Source organism: Mycobacterium attenuatum, assembly GCF_900566085.1.
GTDB lineage: Bacteria > Actinomycetota > Actinomycetes > Mycobacteriales > Mycobacteriaceae > Mycobacterium > Mycobacterium attenuatum.
The window spans coordinates 23,593-40,719 of sequence record NZ_UPHT01000178.1 but is presented as its reverse complement, the minus strand read 5'-3'; the positions used below and the strand labels follow the sequence as shown (position 1 = coordinate 40,719).

Below are 17,127 nucleotides of genomic sequence, written 5' to 3'. Positions count from 1 at the left end.
GATCGAACGGGCAAACGAAGAGACCACCGACGCAACGCGCCGGTGGTCCCATAACTGGCAATCCAGGTGGTCCCATCACCCTGGCAAAAATCAGGTCACACTGGTCCCAAGCTCATGGCAAACGACAGTCTGGAAACTCCAATCATCCCAGGTCAAAAGGCACTTTCCTCATCTCGACACCCGAAACGAACCCAATCCATCCGTGGATCGAGGCTCAGCTACCGGCGTCCGCTCGTAATCCCTCGGAACTGATTCCATCGACTCACCTGACAGAGGCCGCGCATGCACTGGAAGCAACCCAATCGCCGGCGCAGTCCGCGCTTCCAACCGACCATCCGCAGGAAGCACCAGCCCACGGCGGCGCGCTCCATGGCAGATCGCCGAGCGCCCATCCAAATGAACGAGCGTTAGGGCCCGACGACGCGCCCCACGAAGCAGGCGGAAGCCAGGGCCCGCATGAAGATCATTCATCGGACGGTGACGGCTCAACTAGCCATGACGCTGATGACATCGGTGGTCAGCATGAGCCGCCCACGGGTAAGGACGTTTTTCCGGATGCGAAACCGTTTGGTGAGCTTACTCAGAAAGAGTATCGGGCACAATTTGAGGACGAGAACGGCAATTTAATATACCCTGATAAGGATGATCCCACCAAACCCTACGCGATTCCGGGTACTGCTCATGATATGAGTGAAGCAGAGATCTGGGCACTGGACGGGACAAAACTCGATCGAATCGGTTATCCCGGCGGGGAATGGCTGGCCCCAGCTGGGACTCCTTATGAAGAGCGATCACTTCCCCACACTAATCTGGACAAGCCATACTTTGCCTATACAGTTAATGTCAAAGCTGGGTTACCGACTGGATGGAAACTCGAAGAATCTGTCGCCGCACCATGGTTTGGACACTCGGGAGGCGGACCCCAGTACAAAATTATTGCCCCGCCGGATGACTGGCCTAAGGTCCAGAATCTCATTGACAGAGGGTTCTTGACGAGGGACTAAGAGTGAGCCTAGGAGTTCATAATGCCCAATTACAAGGTTGACCTGAGGATGTTCCCTCCGTCGGTGCATCGGATTGTCAAGTCGTGGTATTCGTGGCAGGAGATATACCTCCGAAAGTTGGGCAGTTATCCAGGTAAGAACCAACGCGAGCTACATGGCCGAGAGACCCACGAGGAAGTATTCTGGGGCGGCAGGCCGCCCGTAATGACTAATGAACGCGAATTGCGATTTTTTGATGATTTGGAGCTTTCGTATTATTTAGTCTTCGAAGATGATCTTAACTATATCGAAGGAATGTCGAGAGGCTCACGGCGCAGGTACATGATGTTCAGACATTTCGAAGATGCCGAAAAGTATATGCTTTTTCTAATTAGCCAGGCTACGCGGCCAGGCTATTACGAAGATTCGCCAGGTTTTCGCTGGTATAAGGAGGGCCTACATCCCAGGGCGGCCCTATCGAAGCCTGATCCTATAAATCATGCGAGCCGTGTGTCCATAACCATCGATCAAGAAGTCATTGATAGGGGATGGATGAGCGAACACGACGCAATTGCCGCGTCGCATGTCATCGTCTTGAGCTTTGAGAAACTCGATGCAGTACTGCGCGAGGGAGTTCCACGCGCATGGTTTACTACTAATATAGTTTGCGACTAACCGACCTTGGCAATGAATCGAATTCTAGCTTAGAAAGAGTCCCGGTGGCCGCCGCGATTGTGCCGTTGCCGCACCTCAAGAAGTAATATGCTCCGCGAAAGACCCGACCTCCTATCCTACGCTATCGTATTTGTGTTGAAACAGCCGGACGCGCAGGTGCTAGCGCTTTCCTACGCTGAGCTCGATGCGATGCTGCTAGATCGCATGCCAGAACACAGCATTTCGAAAGTCTCGCAGTGGAAGTAGCCATGCTGCAATTCGCGACCCGAAACTTGTGCAGTTACGTCAGAGTCGCTCTACGAGCTCGATTCAGTCCTTTAAAAGGAGATCCGGGACGATTGGTTTAGCTCGGACGTCGTTGGCCGCCAGTTTTGCCGAAAAACGATTTTGAGGCCGAATATGTCATCTGAATGGCACAAAAGAAATCCAAATCTGGGCGCAATCCTCCCGATGACGGTCTAGCCATAGCATGGCTATACCGCCTGGAACGCGCATTCGCGATCAGCTGGGTGGCGGCGGAATCTCCATGTCTCGCATACGTCTCGTGGACCCCCGCAAACGGATGGTTTGCCATCATCACAGCCGAAGAGTGCCGTGGCAGTCATGCGTGTAAGCGAACGGCCGCCGCGAGCGATACGATCTGGAACGTGACTGCGCCACTATCCTCGCCCGCGCCACGCCTCCGGAGTTGGCCCGCGCTGGTCTTGGCCGCGATCGCCACCGTGTTGGCGGTCGTAGCGCTGGTCGCCACATTCAACAAATCCGAGTCCCGCGTTCCACCCGCTGGCAGCACGGTACCCACCTATAGTGCTGCCGAGACCACGGCGGCACTAGCGTCAATTGTGTAGCACTTATACGCTCGTTGCTCGCGCGGTGCAGGTCGATACGAACGGCAATAATCCAGCTTTGGCCCGTATTGCGACGACCAACGCCGCCGTCATGCTAGAGAACGCTGCCGCTAATCCCGCGCTCGATACAGCGGACCGTGATGCTGCACGTGCACTTGCGACCGCGTATCTCACCACAACAGCAATGGGCAATAGGGACGTTGCTAGTGACACCGATTTTCGTGCCGCCCTCGATGACCTTGTCGCCAAAGACGCAGTGATGAGGAAGGTATGCGGTGACGGGTGACCTTCCATTTGGTCGGTGGACTGCGGTTTTGATTGGACCGTGGTGGCCCGCCCCGTCGACGACCCTTCGCAGCGGTGCCCAACATTGGGCCTTGTGGACGACCTTAAAGCAAGAGCTGGCAGAAAATCTGCGGAATCAGCGCATGCTTCTGTTGCAGAATCAGGGCAAAACAGCTGAAGATCTGATTGCCCGGTATTTCCAGGGTGAGCAATCTGAACTCGACAAAGCGGAAAAATACAAGACAAAGTCCGAAGCATTCCAGTCTGGCGCCGACGCGATTGACTATTTGCGAAGTCGGTTGACTGAAATTTCAAATGTTGGCAATAAACAAATAGATGACATTCTGGCATCGAAGAAACCGCTAATCGACAAGGTGACGGAAATTCAGGTCATTCAAAGCCAGTGCAATGCTGACGCCGCGAACGCATCTGTAACTGCTGTCGATAAGATTGTCGCGGCTACACATAAGATCCTTCAGGTCGAAAGTGTTGGCGGAGACGCTAGAAGCTGGGCGCGTGAACACGGATTCAACGTTGACAACATTCCACCGCCGCGGCAGATCAGCCAATACGACCTCAGTTCTCCGACAGTGGGTGAGGGAGTGCGCGACGGTGGTGACAGCCCGGGTGGTACCCAAAGCGCCGGCGTCCGGACAACTGCGTCCGGTACGGGCATGCGTGATGGTGGTTGTCTTGATGGCCCGGTCGGTGCTCAAAGCGCTGTAGCCCAGGCGGGGCCGCAACCCGCAGCTGGCGCGGGCGCGCGTGCCGGACCGCTACCCGCCGGACCACCCCTCACGGGCCCGGCCTCTGCTATACCACCGATGATTGGCGCGGGACTACCTGCAGCGCCAACGATGCCGGGTGGAGGACTGTCGCCCACGACCGCGGGGCAAGGCATATCGCCCGCGTCGTTAGGGCAATCGGTCGCCACCGGAATGATGACGGGACAGCCGGCTGCGGCCGGCGCGCAGTCATTGTCGGCCGGGGCGATGCATGCGATGGATCCGGGCTCGGCCTCGCCTGCGCAAACGCCTGCGCCTCTAACACCGCCGACGGTAGCCGCACCGACCATGGCCGCGGTCGGTATCGAATCGGCCGCAATACACCCTGCTGTCGACGCCGCCGCAACCCCCGCCGGCCCTCCCGTGATGTCAACCGGCGATAGCGGCATAGCGTCGGTGACACCGGCGGTAGTAACCGGCGCGCCGATACCCGCTGCACCCGCGGTAAGCGGTCCGGCTGTGGCGGCCGGACCACTGCCGGCATACGGCGCAGACCTACGGCCTCCGGTCGTAGCGCCCCCGGCCGTGCCCTCGATTCCGGCGGGACCGGTCTCCGGTGCGGCGGTAGCACCGTCTGTGTCGTCGTCTCCGTCTGCGGGTGGCCCCCTAGTTTCTCCGGTGGAGCGCTCAGCGGCGTCGATAGCGAGTGGGCAGACTGCAAGCTCGTCGGCCATGACGGGTGCGTCGGCAGTGTCGGCCGCTACCGGCGCGACGGTTGGCGTGGTGACTACTCGGGCCGTCGAGCAGCAGCGGCTGCAGCGAATCGTGGATGCGGTGGCTCGTCAGGAATCGCGACTGTCGTGGGCGGCTGGGCTGCGTGACGACGGCTCAACCACATTGCTGGTCACTGATCTGGCCGGCGGGTGAATTCCACCCCACGTCCGATTGACCGCCAACGTCACACTTCTCGAGCCGACGGCCCGACGCCGAGATGCCAGCGTGGTCGATTTGTTGGGAGCCGTGGTGACCGCGGCGGCTCACGAGCCCAATGCCTACGTTGCAGAGCCTGGCCCCGACGCGCCAGCGTTGACCGGTGATCGGGCATCTCGCTCGGCTGCACCAAAAGTCGATGAACTCGGCCCGACGTTGGTCGAAGCTGTGCGCCGCCGCGACGGCCTACCGCGCATAGCGCAGGCCATCGCGGCGCCTGCGGTACGGAAAACCGGCGTCCTTGAAAATGAGACGAAGATGCTGCGGGATCGCATCGCCGCGATTCAAGAGTCGGTGCTCGACGCATATCCCAATCAGGACCTATCCGCTGTTGGCGATTGGATGCTCATGGCAGCAATCGATGCGCTGATCGACGGCCATGAGTATCTCGCGAACTATCACATGGCCTGGTACGCGGTGATTTGTCGCCGCGGGGGTTCAAGCGGGTTTGCGGCGTGAACGGTCGTCGACACGCTGTACCGCCAACCCTGCCGGAAGGAGCCAGAAACGGCTGTCCGAGGGGTCAAAGCGCACGGGACTACTGATCATGGACAGCTCGCCGGCCCTGACATGAATACCGGCCAGGCCGTGCTGTGACAAAATGATGATGCTGCGTACAGCGACACGCGATCGAGCCGCCAAGAAACGGGCCGCAGGTCTACACAGGTCAAGGTTTGGGGTGAAGCATGACCGGAGATCAGAATCCGTTCCCGTTCCCCTTCCCAGGTCCCGGAGTTCCGGCGATTCCGCCCAGCCCCAGCGGAGTTCCGATCAAGGTCACACCGGAAATCCTCCAGCAGGTACTTTATGGACCGCTATCGCCGCTGGTAGAGCCGAATATCGTTCCGCCACCCGGACCCGCACCCGCCGACCAGGGTCAATCAGCACTTGCCGCCGCCGGCAATCTCGGAGTCCTCGGCGACGCGGCGTCTAGCGCCCAGGACGACCTGGATCGCCGGGCGCACGCCGCCGATGCCGGGCGTAAGTTCCAGACGAATGAGGCCGATGCGGCCCAGCAGTTCCAAGGCGTCGGTTCCCAGGCGGGGGCCCAGGGCGCCACCCAGATGATTCAACAGGTCGTGTCGGGCATTACGGGCGCGGTCGGAGGGGCGGTCGGCGGCATCTTGGGACCGCTCACCCAACTTCCACAGCAGGCAATGCAAGCCGGTCAGGGTGCCATGCAGCCGCTAATGAGTGCGCTTCAGCAATCGCACGGTGCCCAAGGATTGGATGCAGCTGACGGGGCCCGGCTTGTGGACAGCGTCGGCGAAGAACCAGGCCTTGACGGCGGAGCCGGCGGCGGTCTGGGCTCCGGCGGCGGTGGTGGTGGCGGTACGACTCCGACCGGGTATCTGGGTCCGCCACCTGTTCCAACATCGTCACCGCCGACGACTCCCGCAGGGGCACCATCCAAAGCGGTGACGGGAACGCCGACCGGCGGTACGTCGCCTGGGTCGACGTCGATGGCTGGCACCGGGATGCCGATGGTGCCGCCTGGCGCGCTCGGCCACGCCGGCGAAGGTGGAAGTAAGGACAAGCCGATTGAGAAGCGAGTAACTGCTCCGGGCGTGCCCAATGGTCAGCCGGTCAAGGGTCGTTTGACGGCACCGCCCAGCGTTCCCGTGAAAACTGGCGACGGCAAACCGACGGTTACCAAATCGACCCGCCGCATCGTGGTATTGCCGACTGACGAGGAAGCCAAGAAATAGCTTTCGAGCTGAGCCGAAACGGCACGGGCGCTGGTTCACGACCAGTGGTTGGCAGGTGTACCCCAGGTCAAAGCACTTCTCTCGGAACACGTTGGGCAAAACATACGACCTCTGCGCCCGCCACCGACATCACCTGCCTAGTATCCGTGTTGCTTCCCGCGATAAGCTACGGCACACTGCGCTGGGTTGCAGCGCGATGAAAGGTCAGCAATGAGCAGAGAAATTGCCGGAAAAGTATTCTATACGCCCGAAGAAGCCGAGCAAGCAGGCCTTGTCTCGCCCACCCCGGAGGAGATTGCGAGGGCACAAACACTTTTCGACGATTTTCAGAAAAAGGTGGACTCCGTACCGCCGAATCGCGCGAGGGAAGTCTCACCAAAATTTTGGGATGATACTTCAGGCGCGGAATATGAACGGCCAGGCAAGAGCTAACTGGTAGGAACCGATAGTCGAACCGCGGCCTTCGCGCCGCCGGTGGATGACCACAATTGGTAGCTAGCTAGTTAGCACAAGACGATCCGGAATCGCCGGCTGTGGGTGGTTATTTGCCACACCACATCAGGCGGATACGAATGCGGACCCCGAACAGCAACGACGACCCGCAGCTTGCAGCGGCACCTAGTTGGCCTTTAGTTGGCCTCCGAGATCACCCGGACATCAGCGACCACCACCACGTGAGGCAGATGGTTGCTGCGGCCTTGAACTCGCTGATCACCGCGCCAACGTCAACGCCAAGGAAGCCGTGATGAAAGAGGTGTGCGCGGATGGCGGCGGATGTCCTCCCACCCGGTAAGTGGACAGCGGCCCTGATTGGGTCGTGGTGGTCAACACCCTCGACTGAATTGCACGCCGGCGCCCAGCATTGGGGCGCATCGATGACTCAAGGACGAGAGCTCGCCCAGAGTCTGCGGAACCAGCGGAACGTCCTGTCACAGAACCAGGGCAAAACCGCCGAGAATCCGATTGCACGGTATTCTGAGGGCGAGCAATCCAGACTTGATATCGCGGAAAACATAGAGGTCAAATCGAAAGTCTTCAGCTCACGTGTTGATGCGATGGATTACCCCGGCGGTGCCCAACGGCGAGCCGGTCAAGGGCCGCTTGTCGGCCCCGCGCAGTGGTCCGGTGAAATCTGGCGTTCGCAAACCGCCCGTGGTTACTAAGTCGACCCGCCGGATCGTGGTCTTGCCGACTGACTGACGAAGCGAAAGAATAACCCGCGGCTTAGGCGCGGTGTGGTTTGGTGATGTCGTTCAAAGTTCAGCCGGATGAAATTGTATTGCACGAGAGTTCAATTAATCGCGCAGCCGCCCGCTAACTGCGGTCAGGGTGAGTAGTCGGGTCGTCACACGGGAAGTAATGTCACGGTCGTGCGGTATTACCCAACGGCATCGTCGATCGAATGGCGCAGACTGCTGCTTTGCAGCTACCCTGCTCTCAACACGCGGGCCGGTGTCCCGTTCGATGTGGTCGGGACGAAAGGCTGTTCGGCAGCGGGTGTCAACGCCTATTCCACGGCGTGGGCGTTCGCTGACCAGAAGTTGCGGGAGTAGTGGCTCAAATGTTGGTGTCCGATGCGGCATGCGAGGTGGTGACGGGCGAACTGGCCGATCACCCGTCGGCGAATTTGAGGGCTAAGTTCCCAGAAATGGGAAGCGGTCTCAGTGAGGGGGCGCCGGCTCCCCTAGGAGGGCAGTCGACTCAAGTCGGACGCTGGAGAATCGTTGACTGATCCCGTGACCACGCGGGCAATTGCGTCGCTATCCCGCGGCCATCGCCTCTTCGCTCGTCCCGCCACGCCGGCCGACATCGGCAGCGACCCAACGAACGTCCAGGCGCACGCCGACGCGATAGCGCAGGCGAGGGTAGCCCAACCCACCGTTGCGGCAATCCGGTCCGATAGCTCGGTACAAGTGCTGCGCCGGCTGGCCGACACCGATGCGGAGCTGGCGCAGATCGCCGCATCAGCCCAGGCTGATCACGCGCACGCCAGCGTCGTGACGCGCGCGGTCCTGGACGCCGCTAAGGCCGATGCCTTGCCGTCCGTTGACACTCCGCTGGGCCGGCGCGAGGCGATGGCCCGAATGGTGGCGCGGCTACGAGCCCAGCATCGATACATCGCGCGGTCCAAGGCGCGGGCTAGGCTACATGCACTGCGGCTGCAACGGCTGCACTACGTGCGGACCGCAAGAAGAAGTCGTTACGAAGCCACACCCACCGGACGCCGAGCGGTATTGGTTGCAATTCAAGAAGCTTTGGACATCAAGGGTATTCACGATCCCGTCGCACGCGCCAGGTGGGCCCGTGGTATGGATCTGGTGGCGCGGCGCGAGTCCAACTACGATCCGAAAGCCGAAAACCACTGGGATTCCAACGCCGCACGGGGCACGCCCAGCAAAGGTGCTTGGCAGTTCATCGCTCCGACGTTCGCGCGCTATCACCAACCCGGCACATCGACCGACATCCACGACCTGGTCGCCCAGGCGTGCGCGTTCATCAACTATGCGCGCGGCCACTACGGCGTGGCCGCCGATGCGTCGAATTTGGCCGACCGGATCCAGCAGGCCGATCCTCGCCGAACACCCAAGGGGTACTGAGAAATGCCGTTGAGTCTGTCCAACCGCGACCAGAATTCCGGTCACCTGTTCTACAACCGGCGGCTGCGCGCAGCGACGACCCGCTTCTCGGTGCGGATGAAACACGACGACCGCAAGCAAACTGCAGCGCTCGCGTTGTCGGTCGTGTTGGTCGCCATCGCGGCAGGATGGATGATGCTGCTCAATGTGCTGAAACCCACTGGCATCGTGGGAGACTCGGCAATCATCGGTGACCGCGATTCCGGCGCCATCTATGCACGCATCGACGGCCGACTATATCCAGCGCTGAATTTCACGTCCGCGCGCTTGGCTACCGGGACCGCCGGGCAGCCGACGTGGGTCAAACCGGCTGAGATTGCCAAGTATCCGACCGGTCCACTGATCGGCATTCCCGGGGCGCCCCCGGCGATGCCGGTAAACCTGGGGGCTATCTCGGCATGGGCGGTGTGCGACACGGCCGGGCGGCCACGCAGCGGCGACAAGCCGGTGGTGACCTCGATCGCCGGCATGCTCAGCGGCGGCGGCCGGGCGGCACCGTTGCGCGATGACGCCGGGCTGCTGGTCACGTTCGAGGGCGGCACCTATGTGATATGGGGGGGCAAGCGATCTCAGATCGACCCGGCCAACAGGGCGGTCACGCTGAGCCTGGGACTCGACCCGGCGGTGACGATGCCGGTGGAGATCTCGCGCGCGCTGTTCGACGGGTTACCGGCGACCGAGCCGCTGCGGGTGCCGCAGGTGGCCGAGGCAGGATCCCCGTCGAAGTGGGTGCCGGGATCCCAGGTCGGTGCGGTGCTGCAAGCCCAAACCGCCGGCGGCGGAAGCCAGTTCTACGTACTGCTGCCGGACGGCGTGCAAAAGATTAATAGTTTCGTGGCCGATCTGCTGCGCAGCGCCAACTCCTATGGATCGACGGCGCCGCGACTGGTGACTCCCGACGTACTCGTCAACACACCTCAGGTGACCTCGCTGCCGGTGGAGTACTACCCAACCGGGCGGCTGAATTTCGTTGACACCGCAGCGAATCCGACAACCTGTGTGTCGTGGGAGAAGGCGTCGACCGACCCGCAGGCCCGCATCACCGTATACAACGGCCGGGGTCTGCCCGTCACCCCGTCGATGGACAACAGGATCGTGCGATTGGTGCGTGACGATCGGAACCCGGCGTCGGTGGTGGCCAATCAGGTTCTGGTGTTTCCGGGCGCGGCGAATTTCGTGACCTCCACCAGCGCTGTGGTCACCGCCGACTCTCGTGAATCATTGTTCTGGGTGTCGGGGAACGGGGTGCGATTCGGTATCGCCAACGACGAATCGACGTTGCGGGCGCTGGGACTTGACCCATCTCATGCCGTGCGGGCGCCGTGGCCACTGTTACGCACTTTCGCTGCGGGACCGGCGTTATCGCGCGAGGCGGCACTCCTGGCACGCGATACCGTGCCGACTCTCGGTCAAGTGGCCATGGTGACGACGACAGCGAAAGTGGGCGGCTAGCAGAATGTCCAAGAAGGCCTTTCCCATCAACCGGGCCAAGATCGAGCCGCCGAAACCGGTTCGGGTGGCGCCCAGCGCTCCGATCGCATTACCGGAACGTGAGCCGCGCAACATCTGGGTCATGATCGGCGTACCGGCGCTGATTGTCGCGCTGATTGGCACCATCGTCATGTTGTACGTGTCAGGCGTACGCAGCTTGTCCACGGGCTTCTTTCCATTGATGGGCATCGGCGCGTTCAGCATGCTTGCGTTTTCGGGTCGCTTCGGGCGCGCTCGCAAGATCACCTGGGGCGAGATGGAAAAGGGTCGCCGCCGGTATTTGCGCGACCTCGACGGCATCCGTGACGAGATCCAGAACGCCGTGTGTGCACAACGTTCATGGCAGCAGGTGGTGCACTCTGATCCACAGGGGCTGGGCGCCATCATCGGCGGCCCCCGAATGTGGGAACGCAGTCGCCGCGACACCGACTTCCTGGAGGTACGGGTTGGCACAGGTGTGCAACATGCACCCGATTCGGTGCTGTCGGTGACCTGGCCTGACATTTCGTCCGATGAGGAACTCGAACCCGTTACCGGGCAGGCATTGCGAGATTTCATCCTGGAACAGCGCAAGATTCGCGATATCGCCAAGGTGGTGAACTTGCGATCGGCGCCGGGCTTCAGTTTCGTGAGCGAGGATTTGGATCGCGTGCGCGCACTGATGCGCTCGATCCTGTGCGCGCTGGCGGTGTTTCACAATCCGCGCGACGTCAAAATCATGGTCGTGACACGCAGTCCGGAGGTGTGGTCGTGGATGGTATGGCTGCCCCATAACCTGCACGACGAGCTGTTCGATGCATGCGGGTGGCGCCGGCTGATCTTCGCCACGCCCGAAGAGCTGGAAGCCACACTCGGAGCAGAACTGCACATGAAAGGAAAGCGTGGTGCCTGGGCTCCGCCGACGGCGGCTAGTCCCACCGCAATGGGCTCAGCACTGGAAACCGGGTCAGGCACTGACGCAGTTGATTTGGGGCCGCACATGGTGATCGTTGACGATAACACCGGCAGCCCAGATGCATGGGAGAGCGTCGTAGGCCAGGTGGGCAAGGCGGGCATCACGGTGCTGCGCATCGCGTCGCGCATCGGAACGGGTGTGGGATTCGGCGACGACCAGGTCTTCGATATGGCCGAGAGGGCCAGCTCTACAAGCGGTTCCATCGCTCTCCAGGCCGGTAGGAACGGCGCGGACATTGAGGACGAGGACGGACGCCTGCTGCCGCTGCTGCGCGCGCGGGGCAAGTTCTTCGCTCACGCCGACCAACTGTCCATCCACCGGGCCTACCGATATGCGCGCGCGATGGCGCGCTGGTCACCGACAAGCCAAAGCGAGTCCGCTGATTCGACCAGCGGCGCCGCCGAACTGCTGCGTTCACTGGGGATCAGCGACCCACGCGAATTGGATGTCGATCGGTTGTGGGCCGAGCGTCGCGGCCGCGGCGACGAACGATGGTCGGAGATTCCGGTGGGCGCCAAGCCGAACGGTGAGCTGCAGAACATCATTATTCGTGCGAAAGACTTTGGCGGCTTCGGTTTTCACTCGGTGGTCATCGGCACCAGCGGTTCGGGCAAGTCGGAGTTCTTCTTGTCGTTGGTCTATGGGATCGCGCTGACGCACTCACCGGAGGCGTTCAACGTCATTTTCGTCGATATGAAGTTCGAATCGGCCGCCCAGGACATCTTGGGTATCCCGCACGTAGTCGCCGCTCTGTCCAACCTCGGCAAGGATGAGCGGCATCTGGCGGAGCGTATGCGCAGGGTCATCGACGGCGAGATCAAGCAGCGCTATGAATTGTTCACCTCCGTTGGGGCGCGTGATGCCAACGACTACGAAGAAATCCGCCTCGCCGGGCGCGATCTGCCACCCGTGCCGGTGCTGCTCGTGATCGTCGACGAATATCTGGAACTGTTCGCCAACCACGAGAAGTGGATCCAGCTGATCATCCACATTGGTCAGGAGGGCCGCGGCGCCAACGTCTTCTTCATGCTGGGTGGGCAGCGGCTGGACCTCTCGTCGCTGCAGAAAGTCAAGTCCAACATCGCATTTCGCATCGCGCTGCGCGCCGAATCGGGCGACGACAGCCGCGAAGTGATCGGTTCGGACGCCGCTTATCATCTCCCGTCGAAGGAGAACGGCTTTGCGCTGCTGAAGGTGGGCCCGCGCGACCTCGAGCCGTTCCGCTGCTTCTACCTATCGGCGCCGTTCGTGGTGCCCAAGAGTAAGGAAGTGGCCAAAACCATCGACATGACCCTGACCAAGCCACGGCTCTACAACTGGCAGTATCAGCCGCTGGATCCCGCCGACGCCGCGGCGTTGGAGGCCGCGGCCGCCGTCGATGCTGAGCCCGACGAATTCCTGTACCACGACGACGGTTTCAAGAAGAAGAAGATCGTCGACGTGTTACGCGAGTCGCTGCGCGAGGTTTCGCACCGTTCCCCCCGCCGGCCGTGGTTGGAACCGCTGGAAGACCCGGAGCCCATCGACGTTTTGGTGGCCGGATTCCGGGGCAAACCGTGGCATGTCGACTATGGAGAGAATCTCGGGCTGATGTTCCCGGTCGGTGTCATGGACATCCCTGAAGAATCCAAACAGGTGGTGTATGCGATCGACGCGCTGCGTAGCAACATCATCGCGGTAGGGGCAAAGCAGCGCGGCAAGACCACCACCCTAATGACGCTAATGTGTTCGGCCGCAGCCATGTACAGCCCCACGCGGGTGACATTCTTCTGTATCGGTGGGGCGACCATGGCACAAGTCGGTTCGCTTCCGCACGTCACCGACATCGTCTCGCCGAAAGACACCGAAGGCATCGAGCGAATCTTGAGCACCGTGGAGGCTCTGATCGACTCACGCGAGCAGTCGTTTCGGCGAGCCAAGATCGATCTCGACGGCTTTCGTGAACGCCGCTTCGGTCCCGGCAGCGACGGGCTCGGCGGCACCGATCCCAACGATCCCTTTGGCGATGTCTTCGTGGTGCTCGACGACTACGACGATCTGTACTCGAAAGACACCGTCTTGGGAGACCGCATCATCTCCTTGAGCAGCCGCGGTCCCGAGTACGGGGTGCACCTGATGGTCAGTGCGGGCGGCTGGATCCACGGGCAACGGCAAAGCCTGTTGCAGAACGTCACCGCACGAATCCAGTTGCGGTTGGCCGACCCCAGCGAGAGTCAGATGGGCCATTCGTCGATCGAGTCACGTGAAGCCGCGCGGCGAACCTTGAACCGTCCGGGTTTTGGTTTGACGGACAGCTTGCACGAGTTGCGAGTCGGTATCCCGGCGCTGGCTGATCCCGCCACCGGCGAGCTGGTGAACATCACCGAAGTCGGCGAACGGATCGCCGAGGTCGCCGGAGTGACCAAGCACGCCAGCCTTCAGCGGCTGCCACAGCGCGTGGAGCTCAACGCCATACTCGAGCTTCAGGCCGCGCACGCCAGCCCCGACGACCTGTCCATCGCGTTCGCGATCGGCGAGCGCCACCAGCTGCAACCGGTTCCGCTGCGGTTACGGGAAAGCCCGGGGCTGATGATCCTGGGCCGCCAAGGCTGCGGCAAGACCACGACGCTGGTGGCGATCGGCGAGGCGATTATGAGCCGGTTCAGCCCCGAGGAGGCGCAGCTCACCCTGATTGATCCCAAGACCGCCCCGCACGGGCTGCGCGATCTGCACGGTCCCGGCTATGTGCGGGCCTACGCCTATGACCAAGACGAGATCGACGAGGTCATCACCGAACTGGCCCAACAGGTCTTGTTGCCGCGGTTGCCGCCCAAGGGCCTGAGCCAGGAGGAGTTGCGCGCGCTCAAGCCGTGGGAAGGATCTCGGCATTTTGTGCTCATCGACGACATCCAGGAGCTGCGCAAGGAGCAGACCTATCCGGCCAAACCGCCAGTGGGAGCGGCCCTGTGGAAGTTGACGGAACGGGCTCGCCAGATCGGTCTGCATGTATTCACGACCCGTAACAGCGCGAACTGGTCGACCATGCCAATGGATCCGTGGATGCGCTTCCAGAATACAGCGAAAATGGCTCAGCTGTATATGGATAACGATCCGCAAAACCGGATCAACCGATTGGTCCGAGCGCAGGCCTTACCGCCCGGACGCGCTTTGTTAGTGGACACCGATGACGCGGTCGAAGGAGTGTTGGTAGGGATCCCGTCGACGCTTGCCACGGGGTAGGAGTCACCGGGATGGAAGGCAGCGCCTCGGAGTCGCAGGCGGCGGGATGCAGCTCCGGCACATAAGTGTCCCGCTCCTGATTGCGGAGGCCGGGGGCGACCCCTGGGAGATTAACAACAGCGTCCAAGTTGGCCGTCCGGCGCAGATTTCGAGCCTGGGGCAAGCATTTCACGACGCGGGCCGATGTGCCGCCGAGGCGGATGCCGCATTCGCCGACGCGCGTCGCCGCTTCGAAGCGGCGTGGAACCGGGAAAGTGGCGACCATCCAATCAATGACTCCGCCGAAGTGCAGCGGGTAACTCAGTCACTGGGTGCTCAGTCTCTGCGGCTGCCCAAGATCGGGGTGGACGTAGAAAACATCGCGGCCGCTTTGGCCGAGGCGCAGCGATCCGCCGGCGGGCAGATCTCCACGCTGGAGGCCCAGCTCCAGCAGCTTGACAACGAAATTGGGGAAGCGCTGGGGCTTGAGAAGAGCATCCATCTCACAGCCGCTGACCTATCCGCACTGGATGCCCTCATCTCTGCTCTTGAAGAGCGAGCGATCAACGACACCCAGGCCACTGTGGGCCAGCTGGAGTCAATACGCAGCGGTTACGCAGACACTCTGGAGAAATCATTGGTCAACCTGCGCACGGATGGGTATGAGCCGGCGGCCATCCAAGCGTTGGATGCGCCGCAAGCGCCGGGCGAACAGCCCTCGAATCGTCCCCCGCTGCCACAGCCGTTGCCGGAGGATCCCAAGCAGTTTGCCGATCTGTGGGGCCGCCTCACTCCGGAAGACAAGGACTGGCTCTATAGCCAAGACCACAACATCGGCAACCATGATGGCATGCCAGCAGTCGACCGGGACCACTACAACCGGCTAGCGCTTGCCGATGAACTGACGCGCTCCCAAGCCGCCGCCGCCCAGGCCGACGCATTGCGGGCTCAGCATCCCGACTGGGCGGCGGGGAAGAACATCCCCCACCCCAACAGGCCAGGTGCAATTTTCGACGACCGCCTCTCCTACGAGGCCTGGCATCGCCAATATGACGCTGCGCGTAACCAAGCTAAGTACCTGCCGGATCTAGAGGCGGTCGATCGAGCCGTCAAAGGCAGTGCGGACAGGAAACTGCTGCTTCTCGACACGAAGAACGGCCGTCAGGCCCGGGCGGCCATTGCGGTCGGCGACCCTGACACGGCTACCCACGTATCGGTGACCGCGCCAGGGCTGAACACCACCGTGCGCGGCAGCATCGGCGGCATGATTGAGGAGGCGACCAACCTCAGGACTGAGGCTCTGAGGCAATTGAGGTTCACCCCGGGGCACGAGCATGATTCGGTGTCGGCGATAGCGTGGGTTGGCTACGACGCACCGCAGGTTCCCGGCTGGGATGATGTCGGTGCTTCTATTGCGGGAATCTGGAGTGTCAGCCACGACGACGTCGCCAAGGCCGGCGCCCACGATCTGGCCCGCTTTGATGACGGGTTGGGTGTCGCCCACCAGGGCGCCCCCGCTCACCTGACCGCGATCGGGCACTCCTACGGCTCATTGACTATGGGGCTGGCCTTACAAGAACCCGGAAACCACGGCGTCAGCGACGCCCTCTTCTACGGCTCGCCAGGAATCGAAGCGTCCACGCCGCAGCAACTGCATCTGAACGCCGGGCATGTCTATGCCATGGAAACCCCTGATGATCCGATCCATTGGACCTACAACAGCAAGGCCATCGTGCACGGTCTGCCTTCCGGGCTGGCTGCGCTCCTCGGGTTCGGCGCCGACGCCACCGACACCGGGGACTTCGGACCCAACCCGGCCACGAATCCGAACTTCACTCGGCTGGCCACCGGGCCGGCCACGGTGTCCGACGGGCACGGCGGCACTCTGAGTTTGGAGGGAGCGCACGGGCATAGCGACTACCCGCGCCGGGGCAGCAACAACCTGCCCCGCACCACCGGGTACAACATCGCTGCGATAGTCGCGGGCCTGGGCGACAAGGCAATCAAGTGAACACGGCCAGATGAACACACACCTCGACCGCGGACGCAGCGGCCTGCTGAGCGCCGCGATGACCGCGATCGCACTAGCAGCAACAGGATGTCACGTGGAAAATCCCGACGCACCCACCCCACCGAGCGCGGCAGCTCACGCTCTTGCTGAACTCAAGACCTTGCCCTCGTTCGAGGACACCAAGGTTCAGGTGCAGGACGTCATGAATGAGATCACTACGGCCGCAAGCAAGATTATTCCGTCGATCATCTGGGAAACGCTTGACGAAGGCTCTACCGGTAACTGCCAGCAACCTTACGAGCAAACCGATGGTAAGCGACATTTCCTGCCGGATGCAGTTGCTGTGCGGGTGTCGGTTTCCGAAACCGACTGGACCAAGATCGTTGAGGCGGCAAAGCAGGCCGCTGCCAAAATCGGCGTCACCAACGTGCAGGTCATCAAGGACCGGCCCGGCGATCACGATGTGTGGTTTTCCGGTCCGACCGGCGCCTTCATCAAGGTCGGGTATCGGGGCAACCTCGTAGTCTCGGGGTATACCGGGTGCCGGCTGCCGCGAGACAAGAAGTAGTCGTTGTGGCACCCCCAGAAGCTAATTCCCAGCCCCGAGATCGGCGCGGACTC

At 61.8% G+C, this 17,127-nt stretch carries 12 protein-coding genes and 1 pseudogene; all 13 read left to right on the top strand.

Features of this window, described 5'->3' with window-relative positions; all coding sequences use genetic code 11:
- Nucleotides 1–1,004, top strand: a 1,004-nt coding sequence (locus EET13_RS28645; RefSeq protein WP_122445419.1) for a TNT domain-containing protein, incomplete at its 5' end; no start/stop codon positions are given.
- 21 nt (nt 1,005–1,025) lie between these two features.
- Entirely contained in the window at nt 1,026–1,658 is a 633-nt protein-coding gene (locus tag EET13_RS28640) for a hypothetical protein (RefSeq protein ID WP_122445413.1), read from the top strand.
- An 873-nt stretch (nt 1,659–2,531) separates the two neighbouring features.
- Nucleotides 2,532–2,792, top strand: a complete 261-nt coding sequence (locus tag EET13_RS32100; RefSeq protein WP_244604169.1) for a hypothetical protein — start codon at nt 2,532–2,534, stop codon at nt 2,790–2,792.
- Between the two features lie 673 nt (nt 2,793–3,465).
- Nucleotides 3,466–4,500, top strand: a pseudogene (locus tag EET13_RS32650) (DUF5632 domain-containing protein); the annotation flags it as partial.
- A gap of 39 nt (nt 4,501–4,539) precedes the next feature.
- A complete protein-coding gene (locus EET13_RS32645) occupies nt 4,540–4,965 on the top strand; it encodes a DUF5631 domain-containing protein (protein WP_342212318.1) in 426 nt (141 codons plus the stop codon).
- Nucleotides 4,966–5,192: 227 nt separating this feature from the next.
- Nucleotides 5,193–6,215 carry a hypothetical protein gene (locus EET13_RS28615; RefSeq protein WP_122445412.1) on the top strand — a complete coding sequence of 341 codons (1,023 nt, stop codon included), beginning with the start codon at nt 5,193–5,195 and terminating at the stop codon, nt 6,213–6,215.
- A 210-nt stretch (nt 6,216–6,425) separates the two neighbouring features.
- Nucleotides 6,426–6,647 carry a hypothetical protein gene (locus EET13_RS28610; protein WP_122445411.1) on the top strand — a complete coding sequence of 74 codons (222 nt, stop codon included), beginning with the start codon at nt 6,426–6,428 and terminating at the stop codon, nt 6,645–6,647.
- A gap of 938 nt (nt 6,648–7,585) precedes the next feature.
- Complete coding sequence (locus EET13_RS28605) at nt 7,586–7,768, top strand: hypothetical protein (RefSeq protein WP_122445410.1); 183 nt, start codon at nt 7,586–7,588, stop codon at nt 7,766–7,768.
- Between the two features lie 171 nt (nt 7,769–7,939).
- Nucleotides 7,940–8,812: a transglycosylase SLT domain-containing protein gene (locus EET13_RS28600; RefSeq protein ID WP_122445409.1), complete on the top strand. Its 873-nt coding sequence runs from the start codon at nt 7,940–7,942 to the stop codon at nt 8,810–8,812.
- A gap of 3 nt (nt 8,813–8,815) precedes the next feature.
- Nucleotides 8,816–10,303: a type VII secretion protein EccB gene (eccB, locus tag EET13_RS28595; protein ID WP_122445408.1), complete on the top strand. Its 1,488-nt coding sequence runs from the start codon at nt 8,816–8,818 to the stop codon at nt 10,301–10,303.
- A gap of 4 nt (nt 10,304–10,307) precedes the next feature.
- Entirely contained in the window at nt 10,308–14,516 is a 4,209-nt protein-coding gene (gene eccCa / locus EET13_RS28590; RefSeq protein WP_122445407.1) for a type VII secretion protein EccCa, read from the top strand.
- Between the two features lie 46 nt (nt 14,517–14,562).
- Nucleotides 14,563–16,506 carry a putative alpha/beta hydrolase gene (locus EET13_RS28585; RefSeq protein ID WP_122445406.1) on the top strand — a complete coding sequence of 648 codons (1,944 nt, stop codon included), beginning with the start codon at nt 14,563–14,565 and terminating at the stop codon, nt 16,504–16,506.
- 10 nt (nt 16,507–16,516) lie between these two features.
- Nucleotides 16,517–17,074, top strand: coding sequence for an LppA family lipoprotein (locus tag EET13_RS28580; RefSeq protein WP_244604168.1), 558 nt, complete (start codon nt 16,517–16,519; stop codon nt 17,072–17,074).
- Nucleotides 17,075–17,127 lie beyond the last annotated feature (53 nt).